The sequence below is a fragment of the Bdellovibrio sp. HCB-110 genome (assembly GCF_047323225.1).
GTDB lineage: Bacteria > Bdellovibrionota > Bdellovibrionia > Bdellovibrionales > Bdellovibrionaceae > Bdellovibrio.
Genome location: NZ_CP178750.1, coordinates 399,562 through 418,088 on the forward strand (window position 1 = coordinate 399,562; position 18,527 = coordinate 418,088).

Annotated in this window: 13 protein-coding genes; 11 read left to right on the forward strand and 2 right to left on the reverse strand. The window is 44.3% G+C overall.

Annotated features, from left to right (window positions below):
* The first annotated feature begins 4 nt into the window (after positions 1–4).
* Genes ACL934_RS01915 through ACL934_RS01925 form a run of 3 tightly spaced genes read left to right on the forward strand, consistent with a single transcriptional unit; the run spans position 5 to position 3,815 of the window.
* Positions 5–607 (forward strand): arylesterase, encoded by a 603-nt coding sequence (locus ACL934_RS01915; protein ID WP_374077160.1) that lies wholly within the window; start codon positions 5–7, stop codon positions 605–607.
* Positions 604–1,269: an ABC transporter ATP-binding protein gene (locus ACL934_RS01920; RefSeq protein ID WP_374077161.1), complete on the forward strand. Its 666-nt coding sequence runs from the start codon at positions 604–606 to the stop codon at positions 1,267–1,269. Before ACL934_RS01915 ends, ACL934_RS01920 begins: the two co-directional genes overlap by 4 nt.
* Positions 1,269–3,815 (forward strand): ABC transporter permease, encoded by a 2,547-nt coding sequence (locus tag ACL934_RS01925; protein WP_374077163.1) that lies wholly within the window; start codon positions 1,269–1,271, stop codon positions 3,813–3,815. Before ACL934_RS01920 ends, ACL934_RS01925 begins: the two co-directional genes overlap by 1 nt.
* A 63-nt stretch (positions 3,816–3,878) precedes the next feature.
* On the opposite strand, the gene ACL934_RS01930 is transcribed toward ACL934_RS01925, so the two are convergent.
* Positions 3,879–5,933: a peroxidase family protein gene (locus ACL934_RS01930; protein ID WP_374077165.1), complete on the reverse strand. Its 2,055-nt coding sequence runs from the start codon at positions 5,931–5,933 to the stop codon at positions 3,879–3,881.
* Positions 5,934–6,164: 231 nt separating this feature from the next.
* Between ACL934_RS01930 and ACL934_RS01935 the strand changes: the two genes are divergently transcribed.
* The gene (locus ACL934_RS01935; RefSeq protein ID WP_374077167.1) at positions 6,165–7,160 is read left to right on the forward strand and encodes a hypothetical protein; all 996 of its coding nucleotides are present in this window, start codon (positions 6,165–6,167) and stop codon (positions 7,158–7,160) included.
* A 91-nt stretch (positions 7,161–7,251) separates the two neighbouring features.
* Here the strand turns inward: ACL934_RS01935 and ACL934_RS01940 are convergent, their stop codons facing one another.
* Positions 7,252–8,370 carry a hypothetical protein gene (locus ACL934_RS01940; RefSeq protein WP_374077169.1) on the reverse strand — a complete coding sequence of 373 codons (1,119 nt, stop codon included), beginning with the start codon at positions 8,368–8,370 and terminating at the stop codon, positions 7,252–7,254.
* A 179-nt stretch (positions 8,371–8,549) separates the two neighbouring features.
* On the opposite strand from ACL934_RS01940, the gene ACL934_RS01945 reads away from it, so the two are divergent.
* From ACL934_RS01945 to ACL934_RS01975, 7 genes are all read left to right on the forward strand, one after another.
* Positions 8,550–8,888 carry an ankyrin repeat domain-containing protein gene (locus tag ACL934_RS01945; protein WP_374077171.1) on the forward strand — a complete coding sequence of 113 codons (339 nt, stop codon included), beginning with the start codon at positions 8,550–8,552 and terminating at the stop codon, positions 8,886–8,888.
* Positions 8,889–8,997: 109 nt separating this feature from the next.
* Positions 8,998–10,749 carry a hypothetical protein gene (locus ACL934_RS01950; RefSeq protein ID WP_374077173.1) on the forward strand — a complete coding sequence of 584 codons (1,752 nt, stop codon included), beginning with the start codon at positions 8,998–9,000 and terminating at the stop codon, positions 10,747–10,749.
* Positions 10,750–10,808: 59 nt separating this feature from the next.
* Positions 10,809–11,825: an L-threonylcarbamoyladenylate synthase gene (locus tag ACL934_RS01955; protein WP_374077175.1), complete on the forward strand. Its 1,017-nt coding sequence runs from the start codon at positions 10,809–10,811 to the stop codon at positions 11,823–11,825.
* A gap of 98 nt (positions 11,826–11,923) precedes the next feature.
* Positions 11,924–12,802, forward strand: coding sequence for a GNAT family N-acetyltransferase (locus tag ACL934_RS01960; protein WP_374077176.1), 879 nt, complete (start codon positions 11,924–11,926; stop codon positions 12,800–12,802).
* A 108-nt stretch (positions 12,803–12,910) separates the two neighbouring features.
* Positions 12,911–13,768 carry a Ku protein gene (locus ACL934_RS01965; protein ID WP_374077177.1) on the forward strand — a complete coding sequence of 286 codons (858 nt, stop codon included), beginning with the start codon at positions 12,911–12,913 and terminating at the stop codon, positions 13,766–13,768.
* The gene (gene ligD / locus ACL934_RS01970; RefSeq protein WP_374077179.1) at positions 13,746–16,151 is read left to right on the forward strand and encodes a DNA ligase D; all 2,406 of its coding nucleotides are present in this window, start codon (positions 13,746–13,748) and stop codon (positions 16,149–16,151) included. Before ACL934_RS01965 ends, ligD begins: the two co-directional genes overlap by 23 nt.
* Before the next feature lie 3 nt (positions 16,152–16,154).
* Positions 16,155–18,506, forward strand: coding sequence for a phosphoenolpyruvate carboxylase (locus ACL934_RS01975; RefSeq protein ID WP_374077181.1), 2,352 nt, complete (start codon positions 16,155–16,157; stop codon positions 18,504–18,506).
* Positions 18,507–18,527: the final 21 nt, after the last annotated feature.

Sequence of the window (18,527 nt, forward strand, 5' to 3'; positions counted from 1 at the left end):
CACTATGAGACCTTTTATTTTTTCCCTGCTCATTATTCTTTCGTGTTCATTTTCTTTTGCGCAAAAAAAATTAATCGTGCTGGGTGATTCACTCACTGAAGGATTTGGTGTTGCCAAAGAAGCTGCCTATCCTGCTGTGCTTGAAAAAAAATTGCATGAGGCTGGCAAGAAAGAGTGGACGGTTATTAATTCGGGTGTCAGTGGCTCGACAACGGCTTCTGCGGTGACGCGGATGAAGTGGTTGTACAAGTCCAAGCCCGATGCCGTGCTGCTTGTCCTGGGTGCGAACGACGGCCTTCGTGGACTTAAAATCGAAGACAGTGAAAAACATTTGGCAGAGGCGATTGAATATTCGCAGAAGCAAAATGTGCGTGTGATTTTGGGTGGTCTTTATATGCCTCCAAACTACGGGGCGGCTTATACTGACAAATTCAAAAAGATGTATGAGTCGCTCGCGAAGAAGTACAAACTGACTTTCATTCCTTTTGTTCTGGATAAAGTCGGTGGAAATCCAAAATACAATTTGGCAGACGGAATTCATCCCAATGAAGCCGGTCATAAAATTATTGCTGACAATATCTTCCAAGTTTTGAAGGGGGAGTTGTGAGTTTAGTCCTGAACGACGTTCGTAAAGGGTTCCGCCAAGGCGAAACGGAAATCCAAGTTTTGAAAGGTTTGGATGTTACGATTGAGCCGGGCCAAGTTGTTTCCATCGTTGGTCAGTCGGGTAGCGGCAAATCCACTTTGCTTTCCTTGCTAGCAGGCCTTGAGCGCGCTGATGGTGGGGAAATTCTTGTGGATAAAGTGAATTTGGTTCCTCTAACAGAACAAGAAATGACGTTGTTCCGTGCGCAGAATATTGCCATTGTGTTTCAACAATATCATTTGATTGCCCATCTGAGTGCTCTTGAAAATGTCATGCTCGCTTTAGAAATCCTTAAAATGGAAAATCCGCGAGAGCGTGCAGAAGAAGCTTTGCAAGAGTTGGGATTAGGTCATCGTTTGAATCACTTCCCAAGTCAGTTGAGCGGTGGTGAGTGTCAGCGTGTGGCGATTGCTCGGGCTCTAGTGGTGAAACCTAAAATTCTTTTGGCTGATGAGCCCAGTGGAAACTTGGATACGCAGACGGGCGATAAGGTCATGGATGTTTTCTTTGATATCGTCCGCAAACATAAGATCACGACGATTCTGGTGACTCACAGTGAAGTCTTAGCGAAAAAGTGTGAACGCATCTTGCGCCTTGAAGAAGGTCATTTGAGGGAAGTCTAATGCTAGTCCGTTTGGCTTTGCGCGAGCTTTTGCGTAGCTGGCGTTTTGGTCTCTTTTTTATTTTTAATTTAAGCTTGGGTCTTACGGGTTTTGTTTCTTTACAAGCCTTCAACACGGCTTTGGAAACCCAAATCAAAGCCAATGCAAAGTCCATTCTATCAGCAGATATGGCCGTGGCCGCCCGTCGTGAATTGACGGAAGAAGAAACAAAAAAAATGCAGGCCGTTCTTCCACCGGGAACGGAAGAGTCTAAGATCTATGAATTCTTTGCGATGATCAGCTCTAAAAAAGGATCGCGTCTGGTTTTGGTGAAAGCCATCGACAAGTCTTATCCTTTTTATGGAGAACTGGTTCTTCGCTCTGGAAAAGTCATTCAGAATGGTTCAGAGAAGGAAATTCTTTCTGCACCGAAGGCATGGATTTATCCCGAGTTGAAATCGCAGCTCGGTTTGGACGTTGGCGATGAAATCAAAGTTGGAAATTTAGATTTACAGATTTCTGACTTGGTTGATAAAGACGCGACACAAACTTTTCGAGCCATGAGCCTTGCGCCAAGAATTTTTATCAATCGTGATCTGCTGCCACAATCAGGGCTCATGCAGTATGGAAGTACGTTCTCCCTTGCATATCTCTTTAAAATTCCTGCGAACACGCAAGAGGAGGTTCTTCAGGAGAATCTTTATCAAGCTTTGCAAGATCCGGCGATCAATGTCGAAACTCCTTCTTCGGCGGGGGAGGATTCAGGCCGTCAGTTGGGATATCTATCGGACTATCTGGGGCTTGTTTCCATCGTCGCTCTTTTCATGTCAGCGTTGGGAGCGGCTTATATCTATCGTCTGTTCCTTTCAACACGTATGAAAGAAATTGCAATCTTGAGAACCCTGGGGTTGCAAAGTGGCGAAGCGGTCGGTGTCTATATTCTGCAAGCGTCGCTTTTAGGGTTGCTCGCAACTTTGCCGACACTGCTTTTTAGTAATTTGATTTTACCTCTTTTAAGCAAATTGTTATCGAGCTTTACGCCGTTTAATTTGCAGCCCCATGTGAATTTAGAGGCCTTCTTGGTTTGCCTGTTCATGGCGGTTTTTGGAAGTTTCGTTGTCAGTCTTCCTTTCTTAGTAAAAATCTTTGATCTGAAGGCGGCGAAACTATTTAGTGAAGAGAAGTTTTCAGTTGGAGAAGGGCAAAGACGTTTCTGGCCATTTATTCCGTGCCTGATTCTGTTCTATTTCCTCTCAGTTTATCAGGCGCACTCTTGGCAAATCGGAAGTATTTTTGTCGGCGCTATGGTTGCGGTGCTCATTGCTTTGCTCGTGATTGGTTTTGCCACAGTAAAACTTGCTGGAACGATCAAAGGCTTTCGCCGTTGGTTTTTTAAGTTCAGTTTCTTAAGCCTCTCCCGCCGGGCAGGAGCAAGTCTTGCGATCTTTGTCGCTTTGGGCTTGGGCGCTTTGTTAATCAATATTTTGCCGCAGCTTAAGAATTCTCTTCAGGCGGAATTCCAAGTGGAAGGTCGTAGTAAAATTCCTTCGCTCTTTATGTTTGATATTCAAGATGAGCAACTTCCAGGGGTGGAAAAGATTCTTGAAACGAACGATGTAAAACCTTTGGGTCTTTCTCCCTTGGTGCGTGCAAGGATTTTGAAGGTCAATAATCAAGACTATGAACGCAAAATCGAAACTCAAGGGTTCAAAACTCGTGAAGAAGAACGAGATGCTCGCTTTAGAAATCGCGGCGTGAATCTTTCGTATCGTCAGGATCTTTCAGGAACCGAGAATATCGTTGATGGGCGTCCTTTTTCGGGAGTCTTTAATCCTGAAAAACAATCTCGTGCAGAACTGTCAGTGGAGTATCGTTTTGCGGAGCGCATGGGCTTTAAGATTGGTGATACTCTGGTCTTTGACGTTCAAGGAGTTGAGGTTGAAGGGGAGATCATCAACCTTCGTAAGGTCAAGTGGACAAGCTTTCAGCCGAACTTCTTTATCTTGGTTCAAGACGGTGTTTTAAATGAAGCTCCGAAAACTTTTATTGCAGCGATTCCTTCGCTAGGGGATGAGAGAAGAACTCAATTGCAAAATGCCATTGCTCAGGAGTTTTCAAATATCTCTGTGGTCGATGTTGTTCGCACTGTGGATGAAGTTCTTAAAATGGGCGAGCGCATGAGTTGGTCTTTGGAATTGATGGCGGCCTTGGCTTTGTTAACGGGATATATCGTTTTATTCTCGATCGTGCGCAGTCAGATCAAGTTGCGTCGCTGGGAATTGAACATGCTGAAGATTCTGGGCGCTTCCTGGGGAGAAGTCGCAAGCTTTATTCTGGCGGAATTTTCTTTCTTGGCCTTCTTGGCGGCGTTAACGGGGGCTTTGCTCAGTGTGGTTGTGAGCTTTTCGCTGAATATGTTCATTTTTGAAAGTGACTTCAGGCTTTCGTGGATTCAGCCTCTTACTTCGGTTGTTCTTATCACGGGGCTCAGTCTTTTGATTTCATTTCTGGCAAGCTTGGACATTGTCAGGGAAAGTGCCTTAAGCATTCTACGCGAAGAAAAGTAGGCGGAAATAAAAAAGGAGAAGGGGGTCCTTCTCCTTTTTTGTTTTCTTATTTCTAAGATCTGATTATTTGTTCCAAGGTTGGAAAGCTGTTTCCAAACCTTTTACTTGAGGAGCTAGCTCAGGCATGTGTCTTACGATCACTTGAGCCAAAGTTCCTTCGTCGTCAATGTAATCAAGTCCAGCTTTTGTGTAGTATTCTTTTCTGTAGTGTGAAGTAAAGAACTTGTCGGACATCAAACGGCGAGACGCCATCAAGATAAAGATTTGGAATTGAGTTTCACCAAATCCAAAGTTCTTAGGACGTACTTCTTCTGACAATGTTCCAACCAAAAGGTCGATCATTTCAACGTTGTCGTTGCCATCTTTGTCTTTGCCATACACTTTATAGAACTTTTGAAGAACCTTCATTTGTCTGTCATCCAGATTTTTGCTTGGTGGGAAGAAATCTCTGTATGAAGCAATAGGTTTCAAACCAATAGCTCTTCTGAATTGATTGTAACGAGGAACGCCTCTTTCGCGGTCTCTGATGATATCAACCATTCCCAAATCCATCACGCCGTGACCAGGGATGGTCAGCTCTTGCATGAATTTAGGGAAGTTGTTAAGCACCAACTGACCTGGAAGTTGCGTACCGAAAGAGTAGTAAAGGTCTTTCAAATCATGGCTAGCCATAACTGAATAACTCTTTTCATTTCTCGTGTCTGCAAAGTCCACGGCTTCAACTTGAGATTTGTTGTTCAAAGATTTGAAGTTCAATTTCTCTGGCAACAATGAGTGAAGTCTGTAAACAGACGTGAACTCTTCAGTGATGCTGAATGGAACACCGAAGTTGTTTGTTTTATCGCCAACAACGCCGCCGAGCAAGTAACCTGAATTTGTTCCGCTGAACCAGTCTGTTTTATTTAGCACAGGGATCTTTTTAAGGAACTTCGACCAAGTGTTTGGATTTGCAAGCCCGTACCAGTTTGTGAACATGGCTTTTCTAAGAGTGTTATTAGGTAAGATCGCCGGAGTCCACTCAACTGTGTGGATTTTTGCAAGAATCGCTGTGTTGATAAGACGAGCTGTCTGGAAGATTTGTTGATCAAGACCTTTCTCGTCCAAAACCTTCACGTCCTTACCATTTTTCCATGTGAACATTTTCGTGTTCGCATTGTAAGTCACGTGCTTGTTCATCAACATATCAGCAATGGCGTTATGCTCTTTCACGAAAAGAGTGTGCAACATGCTGAGACCAACCCACCAGTTGTCTTTAAAACCTGTGACCTCATAACCGCGGCTTTGTCTGTTGTTAGTCACGTTGAGAGTTTCGTCTTTTGGAAGAAGTTCTCTGCCGTTAACCATTGCAGTACGCATTTTGCCGCGTGAGAAAGATCTTACATTGTTTTGTTCTGATTGATTACTACCGTAGATTTGCGATCCATCCCACCAGTGAGTCGCATCATTCAGAGTTACTTTTCCGAATTCATGCTTGTATTGATGAGGACTTGTTGGATTTTCTTTTGTTTTGTCGACAGTAACTTCGCCATGGGCCGTTTTTACAACGTGCGGATTGCCTTCCATGTTTGGTCCATGCGTAAGCCAATCGTGATTCATGAATTGAATCCAAGATGCCGCAATCATGTTCAAGAAAGGAACGGGCTTGAATTCATCGCGAGTGAAGAACTCTTTTGAAACAAGAGCCGGATTTGGAGACATTAATTTTTCTGCGGCGTCTTTGTCGATAAATTCAGGGCCTACGTTTCTTCCGAAGGCAACGCCAGCGGCTCCCATATGAGGATTCTTAATGTCATTGCAGGTTCCATCAGCCGTTCTAAAATTTGCATTAATTTTAGAGCAATCAACGGGAGTATATCCGGAATAGTTCACATGAGGATCGTGAAGATTGTTTTTAAACAAGTTGTCGCGGATCCCTTTAAGAACAATCAGACCACCGACTTGTCCTTTCTCAGACCACGTCGTCCAAGGTGTATCAGCCAAAGTTGAACTTGGCGTTCTTGTTTGTTGCTGAAAATTTGCGACAGGCTCTTGCTCACTTGGTGTACTTGGAGGTGCGTGGGTGCAAGATGCTAGCACCTGACTGACGACAGCCAGGGCAATAGGAATCCTTCTTTTCATGTAAACTCCTTATTACATAATTTTTTGGGCGTAACTTATTTCGAAAAAATTAATTTAAACTCACATTCCAAGTATATTTAGGATTTCTTATGATTAGTAACAGTCTTTGTGAAGACGGACCTGAGACGAGCACCTAGACTCGACCAAGGTGGGTCTAGTCTAGTGACAAAAAGAGTCTCATGACCAAGAAATCCGACTCCTGCTACTATGTTAAAGAGCAGCGGAGGATGAATGAAAATGAGAAATGTTCTTTTTGTCGGATTCTTCGGAGTTCTGGCATGCGGACTACTGACTTACGTTCTTGTAGATTCTGTGGTGGAGCCGCAAGTTTCTCGCGAGCCCGCCTCTGTTCCCAACAACTACGAATCTTTAAGAGCCTGCGAAAAGCAGGACATTCTTTGGGAAAAAGTGCGAGCGACAACTCATAAAGAACTTCCTGAGTATCGTAAGTTTGGTTTCTTTCAACTTCTAGCTCTTAGCAAACAGGAAATCAGTATCAAAGGGAAAAACTATTCGGATTTTGCTCCGGCAGGTTGGAAAAAATATCTTCACGGGCGCGGAGCTATCGCCAAAGTTAAAATTGTTCCGCATAACAGTAAGTATACTGGAATCTTCCAAGGAGCTGACTGCGCTTTCCTTCGTTTGTCCTTAACATACAAGGCGACTGGAAGCATGCCGGTGGCACCGGGACTTGCGTTGAAAGTTTTAAGAGACGGTATTTATAGTGCGAACGTTTCGGCGTTGGTTTCATTAGATGGGCAGGGGAAGAACTTCAATTTCTTCAGTCATCCGATGTCTAATATAGTTCCCATCGGAACTTCCTTTGGACAAAAGCTAGTCCACAGGGTCTTTAATAAAGTGACGACGTATCCGGAAGAACTCTTGGCAAAAGATATGGCGGGTATCAATGCCCACGGTGAAAAACTTCAAGAGGTCGTGGCACCCAGACAGATTTTCTTTGTTCCTGACCCGAGTCTTAAGTTTTCTTCCGAGGAACACGAAGTCCGAGATGACTTTATGAAGATCCGCGAAGGCACAACGATTTATCAAATCTATATAGCTCCTGAGAAATACGCGAAGTTTAACTACGCAAACTACAAGCCCGAGAACGTGAAAGGCTTTTTAAAAGAATCCGAACATGTTGCTGATATTGTTTCGACATCCGAATTTATCGCCTCGGAGTTTGGCGATGATGGAATCTTCTTCCGTCACCAATTAAGACCGTAGTTCAACGGCTCTAAAATCAATAAACCTAAAAAAGAAAAAGGGGGATTTTTTGATCCCCCCTTTTTTATTCATTCAGTTTTACTTGTGAACTTTATTTCTTCGGTTCTACGCCGACATTTTTAAGATGTTCCGGATGTTCGTAGTACATCATGAAATCTTCAGGGTCTTGCGGGTTTGTGAAAGCAAGTTCTGTTACAAGGTGGCTTCCGGCTTCCGGAGCTGAGCCGTCGAAAACGTCCAAGAACAAACCAATTCGACCTGTCATTTCAACGTCACTCGCCGTGTTCTTTCTTTGCGTCGGCACTAGAACATACATTTTAGGGATAGGCTCAGTCACAACATAGTCACCCTCAATGTTTGCAGATTTAGGATTCGTGAAGTACTTCGCTTTTGTCGTATTTGTTTTTACGAATTTTGCTTTGGCTTGTCCGTTGACGGAATACAGTTCAAGGACACCGTCTTTGAAGCGGCCGTATTCTGACAAGTAAGAGCCTTCAAGATCATTCCAGTTTCCGCGCCATGTGGAACCTAAGTGACCTTTCTTATAGACAGTTTTAGCTAGTTCGTATTGTGTGAAGCTAAGAGCGTCGGCAATACCAGCAATAAATCCTTGTTTTTCTTTTGTAGCCGTTGGGAAAACAATTTGTCCTTCACGGTTTCCATTGATCACGGCTCCTGCGAGAAGATTTTTCTCTGTATTTTTAGGATTCAAATTAAGTGTCATAACGACTGCTGATGAAGGTACGATTTGTCCATTATGCACTTCTAAATTGTGCATATTGTACGTGCCTCCCTTTGAGCCCGGAACAAGTTTGTAAGCAGAGATGCGAGTCGCAATCTTATCAAGGTAACCAATAACTTTATTAAAGAAAGGTGCTTTTTGGCTCGCTAAGTAGGGAAGTCCCATGTTTAACAACTGATCATACTCAACAAGAACTCCATAATAACTATCGGCTTCACCTTGAACGCGATCCAAGTAAAAGCGCATCGCCGGACGACGAAGTCCCTCTGTGCGTTTTGAAAAAAGCGCTTCACCTAGGTAAGCTCCAGTAAGATCGCCGGATGTCGAAGGAGTTCGAATGTTTTTTGCGGGTTGAGATTCAACATTCGCAACTGGTGGATTGGTAGTTGGAGGAACCTGAGCAGAGTTTTGATTTGTCACACACGACGCAAGAAAAATGGTCAGTGCGAGTAACGAAATTATTTTCAAGTGATACCCCTTTAAATTTAAGTATTTACCTTTTCTTAACTCTAAACAGAAAGTGAGGTTTCGATGAGTCCTGACATCTTCGATTTGGACCAAAGGCTGAGTTGACGGTTGCTATGTGCTCTAAAAGAGTTTTGGCGCATATACTTTCCTAGACCCATTTATGAACGCGGAGGTTTTGGGTGTCTGCAGGAGATTGGAAGGAAATGTACGGGGCCGCTCAATCAGGTGACCTTGAACTGGTGAAGTATCATATCAAAAACGGCGTTAATCCCAACTATCAACATCCCGAAATCCTTTCCACAGCACTGGTCGCGAGTATCATCGCAGGCCACATCGAAATTGCGCGCTATCTTTTAAAAAATGGTGCTAATCCGCAATTGCTTTCTGAGTTCGACAATCTGACTCCGTTGCAAGCGGCCCGTAAGTACCAGCGCAAAGAAATACTTGGTGAACTGGAACTTCTTGTTCCTGAAAAGAAATCTTTGATCTCAAAGTTGATGCGAAAGTTCGGATTCTAATTCCAAGCTTTGTCGTTGACCAAGTTTCCTTTTGTTTTTTCATCAGATTTATTTTGCGACCTAGTCACTCTCTTAGGTCCCTCCTATCGTAATGACTTTGGAGGGAATCATGCATCTCGCGAAAATGTTTTTCATAGTCTTGCTATTTGTATCCAAAGGAGTTTTGGCGGCTCAAGAAGTCAGAATTTATAACGGACCTGATATTTTGTACGAGGACCATTCACCCTATGCGCCTCGGGCACAGACTCCTCATGTTGAAGAGCCTGATCTGCCTCAGCCACATGCAGTTTGTGTTACACCTAAAGTGGCTTCGGACTGCTGTTATTATACGATCTATGATGGCCACAACAAAAAAGACGTCAATTACAAAGGCACGAGACCCGTTTTTGGAACGGAAGCGGCGTCTCGTACGTGGGCAAAAAAACAAGTGGCGCGTATGGCATTCTTTCTGCCCTACGATGGGTCGCAAGTTTCTTTGGGTCAGGGCTGGCATTATGACAACGGAGGAGAACACTCCGGCATAGATTCCTGGAGAGAGACCGTGCAACTTGGTAAAGATGTGACGTTTGATGTGCTGGCGGCGGCGCCAGGAAGAGTGGTCACAAAATTGTGGGACAACTGGTTTGGAAATACTGTGATTATCGAGCACACGGCAAAAGATGGATCGAAGTATCGCACTATTTATATGCACCTGCGCGATGGCTATACCCATGATCTCACGGCAGCCCGTGCAATGGTTCCACCGGATCCCGATGCCAACGACAATTGGGCGAAATATGCTCGCTTTGCAAAAAACAATTCGGACAAATTATATTGGGGGCAAGAATCTCACACTATTGCCGTGAAGGTCGGAGACTGGGTCAAGATGGGGCAGTTCATCGGCAAAGCGGGTAACACCGGAGCTGGAGGTGCCGGCAACGGTTTAAAAAATGACGGCACTCCTTCTAATAAAATCAGAGCTAATAATCATCTGCATTTTATGCTCGCTGCACCCAATCCAAAAACAACAGGAGAATGGGTTTTTGTGGATTCCTTTGGCGTCTACGAAAAGGTGAATACGGGTTGTTATGCGTTGATGAAGCAGATTGATTATCCTCGCTTCTTTGCGCCGTATTTCCCGGATTTTCACAATATCAGTTGGGAGCTTTACAAGTTCTATTTTAGTTATTACCCGAATATGGGATTGGGGCCACAAACCCTTAGCGTCTATCGCGCGGGAAGTGAAGTGCGAGCGGCAGGATCGTTCAATGAGTTTGTGAAACTTCCCTGGGCTGTGCGTGGATATTTAACGTCACAAGAATTTGATCAGTGGTTTAATACTTATGGAAATCAAGGCTTGCGTCCTCGTGAACTGCAAGTGGAAGTGGGATCAAATGGTCTTCCACGATTCACGGCCATTTGGAAAAAGACTGCGGGAGAAGGTTATTACACTTGGATCAATATGACGGATGCCGATTTTCAAGCGAAGTGGACTGACCTTGTCGAACATCAAGGCTATCGAGTTGAAGATCATGTTTCATATACCGTCAGTGGACAGCGTCGCCACGGTGCTATTTTCGTCAAAGACGGACAAGGATTTAATCTCTGGTACAATCTGACTCAGCCCGCTTATCAGCAAAAGTTTGACGAGCTGTGGGCGCAAGGATGGCGCACGACGAGTTTCAATGCAGCGGCTCTTCCTTGGGGAGAAAGATACGGAAGTGTTTGGATGAAAAAACCGGGTGCTTGGTCGACGTGGTTTAATCTTTCAGCCAATCAGTACCAACAAAAATACAACGAGCACTCCAATAACGGATTTTATATCTGGAAAGTTCAAGGCTATCGAAATGGAACTCGTTTCGGAGCTATCTGGACGAAATAGTTGTAATGAAAGGGCTTTGATTTCTTTCCTTGTGAGCCGAGTTATTGTAAAAGACTTAGATGATGTCACCGAACGAGGCTCTAAAAAAGGCAAAACAGGTATTGGATGAGGGAGGCGTGATTGGCCTCCCGACAGAGACCGTTTATGGTTTAGCAGCCCGTATTGATATTCCCTCGGCCATCGAAAAGATCTTTACGACGAAAGAGCGTCCGTTCTTTGATCCTTTGATCGTGCATGTGGCCTCCATTGAACAAGCTAAAAAAGTGACGGCGTATTGGGGACCGGCTTCTCAGGCTTTGGCTGAAGTTTTTTGGCCGGGGCCTTTGACTTTGATTTTGCCTCGCGACCCTTCTGTGAACTTGATGATCACTTCGGGCTTGGACTCGGTGGGTATTCGCATGCCGAATCATCCGATGGCTTTAGAGCTTTTGCGGGAAGTGGGCGTGCCTTTGGCGGCTCCAAGTGCGAATAAGTTTGGTCGTACGTCTCCAACATCAGCAGGTCACGTTCGTGTAGAATTTAGAAATGAAAATGTCTTTGTTCTAGATGGCGGAGATTGCCAAATCGGAATTGAATCGACAGTTTTACTTGTTCGTCACCTTCCAGATAAAATTGCACTTTCTATTTTACGTCGTGGACACATCCTGAAATCTGACATTGCGCGAGTTTTGTCTGAAAAAGGTTTTACTTTTGAGTTTATCGAACAAGTTGATAAGCGCGAATCACCAGGGCATATGAAACACCACTATATGCCGCCGGTTCCTTTGATCGTCTGTACGGATATCAATCGCAGTCCGGAAAGTGTTTTAAAGGAAGTGAACGAGAAGATCGGCCAGCTTCCCGATGAAATTGAAAGTATCAAGATCATCAAGCCCCAAGGTGGCATTCACAAACAGGCGATCTTAAAGCTTTCTGAAGATCCATTGCTAGCGACCCGCGAGTTTTACGGAAAATTGCGGGAAGTTGCAGCCCAAGGTCCTGACTGCATCCTGTTTTACCGCGAAGCTCACCAGGATGGGGAACGTTGGGAATCACTTTTTGACCGCTTGAACAAAGCAGCGTCGCTCATCCTCTAAGATTCCAAACTCATTTCGAACACAATCTTAAGACACTTCTGACAATTCCGATTTGTAAAGATAGCTACACTGATGTTGACCACAAGGGGAGGGGCCTTATGATCAACACACTAGCTTACGCCAGTCTTGAGAAAGTATCTTTGAACCTTCAATCCTTTTACCAATTGCGACTCAATCGCATCCACAAGTTCAGAGCTAAAATTGAAATCCGCTCTGAGGTGGGACCTTTCGAGGTTAAAACTGTCACGAATGTGGAAGAACTTAAAGAAGCCTTGGCTTTGCGCTTTGAAGTCTTTCACAAAGAGATGATGGGTAAAAAGGCTCCTCACGGGGTTGATGTCGATGAATTCGACTTTGACTGTGATCACCTGATTATCAAAGAAAAACGCAGCAATCGTATTATTGGTACTTATCGTTTGAATTGCTCGTTGTTCACTCAGAATTTTTACTCTGCCAAGGAATTTATGATGTCCACGATCATGCAACAACCCGGTGTGAAGCTGGAGTTGGGGCGCGCGTGCATTCATAAAGACTTCCGCAGAGGTGTTTTGATTTCACTTTTGTGGAGAGGTATCGCTGAATACATGGCAGCCAGTGAAGCAAAGATGCTTTTTGGTTGTGCGACGGTGAAAACCGATGATCCTCGCGATGCGGCTCTTTTGACTCGTTACTTTGAAGAGGAAGGTCGTATTCTGACTGGATATCGCACTCGTCCGACTTTGAAGTTTACGATGCCGATGTTGAATTATTTTATGGATGAAGTCCGAAGCCCTCTCACGGAGACTCAGAGAGCCCAGGCCGAGGAACTTCTTCCACCTCTTTGCCGTGCTTACTTGAAAATCGGAGCTTCGATTGGCGGGGAGCCTGCGTGGGATCAAGAATTCCAATGCATCGACTTCCTGACCATCCTTCAGCGCGAAGATCTCAACAGAACTCTTTGGAAGAAGTTCAAGTTGGATTCTGCGACTGAAGTATAGTTTTTGATTTCTCACACGACGGACTGAACTGAATTTTATCAGAATGTCCGTCTTCATTTGGTGTCCCTCCATATTCCCATCTACCCTTTCCTCAGGGTAGGAGGGGATATGCGTTCAAATATCTGGAAGGGCTCCATCAGTTTTGGTCTTCTAAATATTCCTGTAACCTTGCAAAGCGCTCAGCAGACTAAAGAGCTGCACTTTTCTTTGCTTGATGAAAAAGATCTCGCGCATATCAAATACCAAAAGATCAATGCGAAAACGGGAAAAGAAGTTCCGTATAAACGGATCGTCAAGGGTTACGAATACAAGTCAGGACAATACGTGATTATGTCCGATGCCGACTTTGAAAGAGCCAACGTCAAAGCCACCAAATCTATTGATATCGAAGACTTTGTTTTGATCGACGAAATCGACACCATGCTTTTTGAAAAGCCTTATTATCTCGCTCCTCAGAAGGGCGCAGAGAAAGGTTATTTCCTTTTGCGTGAGGCATTAGAACATACAAGAAAGGTGGCTATTGCCAAGATTGTTATTCGCACTAAGCAGCATCTCGCAATGATCATGCCTCGGGGGGATTACCTAATTCTGGAGATTTTGCGTTTTGCTCACGAAGTAAAAGAAGTGGATGAAGTTGATTATCTTTATGAGGTAAATAAGAACGTGAAGTTCTCTCCGCGTGAACTAAAAATGGCGGAAGATCTTATCAAAGGTATGACGGCGAAATGGAAGCCGGATAAGTACAAAGACACTTACTACGAAGATATTATGAAAAGAATCCAAGCCAAAGTTAAACAAGGCAAAGGCAAATACGTTGAAGAGCCCGTTAAAGAAGAAAGAATCGAAGAGTCTTCTAACGTGGTCGATTTGCTTCCACTTTTACGGAAGAGTATTGAGTCTCGTCAAGCCAAGAAAACTCGGGCCCCTGCAAGGAGAGTAAGTCATGCCTCTTCGCGAGTACATTAAGAAACGGGATTTCAAAAAAACACCGGAGCCGCGCTCAATGCCCAAAAAGAAAAAAGGCAAGAGCGCTCCTCTGATGTTCGTTGTGCAAGAACATCATGCCTCGCATCTGCATTACGATTTTCGCTTGGAACTTAATGGTGTTTTAAAAAGCTGGGCCGTCCCCAAAGGACCATCCATGGACCCGCAAACAAAGCGTCTGGCGGTGGAAGTGGAAGATCATCCTCTTTCCTATGGAACTTTTGAAGGGGTCATTCCCAAAGGTCAATATGGCGCCGGACGAGTTTATATTTGGGATACGGGGACGTGGGAACCCATCGGGAGCGCGCGTGCGGGTTTAAAAAAAGGACATCTTGAATTTAAACTGAAGGGAAAAAAACTGCACGGCCATTGGATGCTCATCAAAACCCAACGAAGTGCTGGCAAAAAATCGCAATGGCTTTTGATTAAAAGGACGGATGAATATGCGGCTCCTGAAGAGGAGGAAGAACCCGCGAAAGCAACAAAGCGAGTTAGAAAATTACCTCAGTTTATCGCCCCTGAACTCGCGGAACTCGCCAAAGAACCTCCCGAGGGAGAAAAGTGGGTTCATGAAACTAAATTTGACGGCTATCGAACTCAAACGCACTTTGAGAATGGCAAGGTGACTCTTTATACCCGTGGCGGCCTTGATTGGACTAAGAGATATCCAGCCATTGCCAAAGCCCTTCATGAATTGCCAGTTAAAAATGCCATCATCGATGGTGAAATTGTTTGGCTTGATAAAGACGGGCGCACCGATTTTCAAAAGTTGCAAAATGCTTTGAAAGAAAACGACATGAGTCGTTTGGTTTATTATGTTTTTGATTTGCTCTTTCTGGATGGCGAAGATCATCGCGATCTTCCTTTGCATGAACGCAAGCATCAGCTAGAGAAAATCGTCCACTTACTAAAGCATCCATTAATCCGCTATAGCGATCACATTGAAGGGCATGCCGAGGCTTTGTTTAAAGCGGCTTGTTCGTACAATTTAGAAGGCTTGATTTCCAAAGATCGTGAAAGCCCTTACACTTCAGCGCGCAGTGGCTCGTGGGTTAAAACTAAATGCAAAATGCATCAAGAGTTCATTATCGGCGGGTATGCCGAAGGCCAGGGCTCCAGAGCAGGATTTGGAGCTTTGTTGTTAGGAGTGTATGACGGAGACAAGCTAAAATATATCGGACGATCGGGAACGGGGTTTACGGAAAAGTCTGCGGTGGAAGTTTTAAGAAAACTAAAAAAGTTGGAGTCGAAAAAGTCGCCCTTTCAACTGAAGGAACCCAAAGGCAAAGGTCTTCATTGGGTGAAACCGGAACTTGTGGCCGATATTACATTTGCCAATTGGACTGCGGATGAGCAATTGCGAACGGCGGTCTTTCACGGTCTGCGTGAGGATAAACCGGCGGAAGAAATTCATATAGAAAAGCCTAAACCCATCAAAGCTTTTGGAGGGTCAAAGAAGAAATCAAAAATTGCCAAAGTGCCCCAGGAAATTCCAGAGCTGCGTTCGCTCTCGAATCCTACCAAGGTTCTTTATAAAAAAGAGGGCATTACAAAAATTGAAGTCGCTCGGTACTATCAAGATATAGCGCCCTTTATTTTGCCGCACATATCTGACAGACCCTTGGCTCTTTTAAGATGTCCGGAAGGGACGACTAAGAATTGTTTCTTTCAAAAACATATATCTGGAAAAATTCCCGTGGATATTATTCCTGTCACAATTCGCGAGAAAAGTGGTCCGAAATCTTATCTCACCATTGATTCTAAAGAGGGGCTTTTATCTTTGTCGCAAATGCGTGCTTTTGAATTGCATGCGTGGGGATGTCATAGTGATAACATCGAACATCCTGATCAAATTGTTTTAGACTTAGACCCAGGACCCGGCGTTACCTGGTTGAGCGTTGTCGATGCAGCCTTAGAGATTCGAAAAATTCTCGAGGACATAGATCTTAAAAGTTTCGTGAAGGTGACGGGAGGCAAAGGGCTGCACGTACATGTTCCTGTGGCGCCTCTTTACAGTTGGGATCAAATCAAGAGTTTTGCAAAAACAATTGGTCATGAAATGGTGGCGCGACATCCGGGACAGTATGTCGTCACTATGTCGAAACAGCATCGCGGTAAAAAAATCTTTATCGATTATTTCAGGAACGGCCGGGGAGCAACTGCGGTTGTGCCTTACTCTTTAAGAGCAAAAGATATCAGTGCCGTCGCTATGCCAGTTGCTTGGGAAGATTTAAAAAAGATCAAGAGTCCGGATATTTTTACTCTCAAGAACGCCTACGAACATCTTAAGACTCGCAAAGTGGACCCATGGCGGGATTTCTTTAAAAAAGAGCAAAGAATCTCCATTCTCAAACCCGCGGTTTAAAGTATGGCACAAACACTTCCCAAGGAACTTACAAGTCTTGTCGATTGGTCAGTGAGTGAACTCGGTCGAGTGATCGAATCAGAATTGGGCCAAGATGGGTTTCAGCGCATAGAAAATATTCGCCGTCATGTGAAATCGTCGGAAGGACAAACTCTTCAGGGGCTTCTCAAGCTCAAAGAAGAGCTGTCCTATTTATCTTCACAAGATCGCTATTACATTGCTCATTCTTTTTCATTGATGCTGGAGCTTATTAATTCCTGTGAGGCGGCTTATCGCACGTCGCGCTTAAAAGCGGAGTTTAAGGAAGCGCGATCGGAAGAGAGTCACATCTATGGTCGAATCATCCACGTTTTGACGGCGCATCCTACTGAATCTAGAAACCCGGATATCATTTACTATTTTAAAAAGATCCAAACTCTTTTAGAAAAACAACTCGAAAATCCAGAAGACCAAAACCTTCAAGATTTGCGTGTTCTTATCAAATGGGTGTGGCGCATTCCGATGTCCAAGCAGCGTAAACCCTCTGTGATGGACGAGGCCGAGTATATTTACTCGTTGGCTTTACAGAAAGAAATACTGCAAGTTTTTATTGATCAGAGAAAACAGAAGCTGCCATTTTATATTCGCACTTGGGTGGGAGGAGATAAAGACGGCCATCCTGGTGTTGATGAAAAGACGATGCTGGGCAGTTTGCAAATGGCGCGAAACTTCTTGTTGAGGTGGTTGCAGGCGAAGTTTCAAGAGTATCTTGCGGACTTAGAGCCTCTGGCGCGGTCTTCGGAAGAAAATAAAAAGAAAGTCCAAGCACTTCTGGTGCAATCAAAAAAAACAAAACAGCATCTGACAAAAATAAAAAAGATCCGCCATGGAGACTCTCATCGAGTCCATTCCTTTAGGGAATCCATGGATAAATTGGCGAAACACTATAAAACGTGCTTTACGGTGGAATCGCCGACTCTTCATGAAATTAGAGTTTTCATGAAGATCTTTCCGGGACTGGTTGTTCCCTTGGAGCTTCGCGAAGACAGTCACTTAGTTCATGAAGCCCTCAAGAGTTCTCCGCCATCTTTTGCCATTTCAAGAATGCTTAAAACGCTTTCCAAGATTTCTCCCGAACATGATCCAAGATTTTATGTCCGTGGATTTGTTTTAAGCCAAACGGAATCAGCGAAAGACATTGTTGCCGGTGTCGCATTGGCTGAAAAATATTTAGGGAAGGCCCGTTTGCCCGTTGTTCCTCTTTTTGAAAGCGCTCATGCTTTAAGCTCTTCTGTATCCATCGTCGAAGAATTTTTGAAAAGTCCACGACGTCGGAAACTGATTAAAGACTTCTGGTCGGAAAAACTGGAAGTGATGTTGGGGTATTCTGATTCGGCGAAAGAAAACGGTTCATTTCCTTCTCGTTTTCTTATTCACTCGGCCATCCAAAACCTTGAAAACGTTATTAAGAAACATGGTCTCATTCCTATTTTCTTTCATGGTTCTGGCGGCAGTGTCGAGCGCGGTGGTGGTTCTGTTCAAGAACAAACAGAATGGTGGCCGCCTTCAGCGCTTTCTACTGTGAAAGTGACTGTCCAGGGTGAAATGATTTACCGAAACTACACGGCTCCAGAAATTTTGCAAAGACAGCTTGAAAGATTTTGCTCGGCTCGGGATCAAGGTTCCGAAAAGAAGGTCGCGGTTCCACCTAAAAAGAATATTGAACAAGATCTTTTGAAGCTTTCCGACTTTGTTCAGAATGCTTATCGAGAGATGCTTAAAGACCCCCATTTCTTAGAGTTGATCGAGTGGGCCACGCCATATTCTTTTATGAAAGATCTGCGCATGGGGTCCCGTCCCGCGAAACGGCAAGGGCCTGTGAATATAAAAAGCTTGCGTGCGATTCCTTGGGTTTTGTGTTGGACGCAGACTCGGGCTTTATTCCCAAGTTGGTGGGGTGTAGGAAGTTTTTGGCAGACTCTTTCTAAAGAAGAGAAGGCTCGATACGGAAAAGCCTTCGCAGAATCTTCTCTGTTTCGCTCGTACATCAAAGTTTTGGGGTTCACTTTAGAAAAAATCGAGCTCGATGTTTTTTCTTTGTATCTGCACTCCTCGCGTTTACCTAAAGACGTGGCCGACTCTTTTGCTGACAGATTTGAAAAAGAATTTGTCGCTTGTCAAAATGCAGTGAGAGAAATTACGGGCGAAGAAAGTCTGCTATGGTATCGTCCGTGGTTGGAAACCAGTATTTCATTGCGATCGCCACTGATTCATCCACTGAATGTCTTGCAGTTACTGGCTCTTGAAGATCAAGATGTTCCTCTTTTGCGAGAAACCGTGACGGGAATAGCGAGCGGAATGTTAACGACGGGCTAAAATGACTCTGGCACCTTCTTT

What these genes read in the sequence shown, in the direction of transcription:
- ligD (WP_374077179.1), top strand. Translation starts at nt 13,746, where the DNA reads ATGCCTCTTCGCGAGTACATTAAGAAACGGGATTTCAAAAAAACACCG.
- ACL934_RS01915 (WP_374077160.1), top strand. Translation starts at nt 5, where the DNA reads ATGAGACCTTTTATTTTTTCCCTGCTCATTATTCTTTCGTGTTCATTT.
- ACL934_RS01975 (WP_374077181.1), top strand. Translation starts at nt 16,155, where the DNA reads ATGGCACAAACACTTCCCAAGGAACTTACAAGTCTTGTCGATTGGTCA.
- ACL934_RS01935 (WP_374077167.1), top strand. Translation starts at nt 6,165, where the DNA reads ATGAAAATGAGAAATGTTCTTTTTGTCGGATTCTTCGGAGTTCTGGCA.
- ACL934_RS01950 (WP_374077173.1), top strand. Translation starts at nt 8,998, where the DNA reads ATGCATCTCGCGAAAATGTTTTTCATAGTCTTGCTATTTGTATCCAAA.
- ACL934_RS01960 (WP_374077176.1), top strand. Translation starts at nt 11,924, where the DNA reads ATGATCAACACACTAGCTTACGCCAGTCTTGAGAAAGTATCTTTGAAC.
- ACL934_RS01955 (WP_374077175.1), top strand. Translation starts at nt 10,809, where the DNA reads ATGATGTCACCGAACGAGGCTCTAAAAAAGGCAAAACAGGTATTGGAT.
- ACL934_RS01965 (WP_374077177.1), top strand. Translation starts at nt 12,911, where the DNA reads ATGCGTTCAAATATCTGGAAGGGCTCCATCAGTTTTGGTCTTCTAAAT.
- ACL934_RS01925 (WP_374077163.1), top strand. Translation starts at nt 1,269, where the DNA reads ATGCTAGTCCGTTTGGCTTTGCGCGAGCTTTTGCGTAGCTGGCGTTTT.
- ACL934_RS01930 (WP_374077165.1), bottom strand. Translation starts at nt 5,933, where the DNA reads ATGAAAAGAAGGATTCCTATTGCCCTGGCTGTCGTCAGTCAGGTGCTA.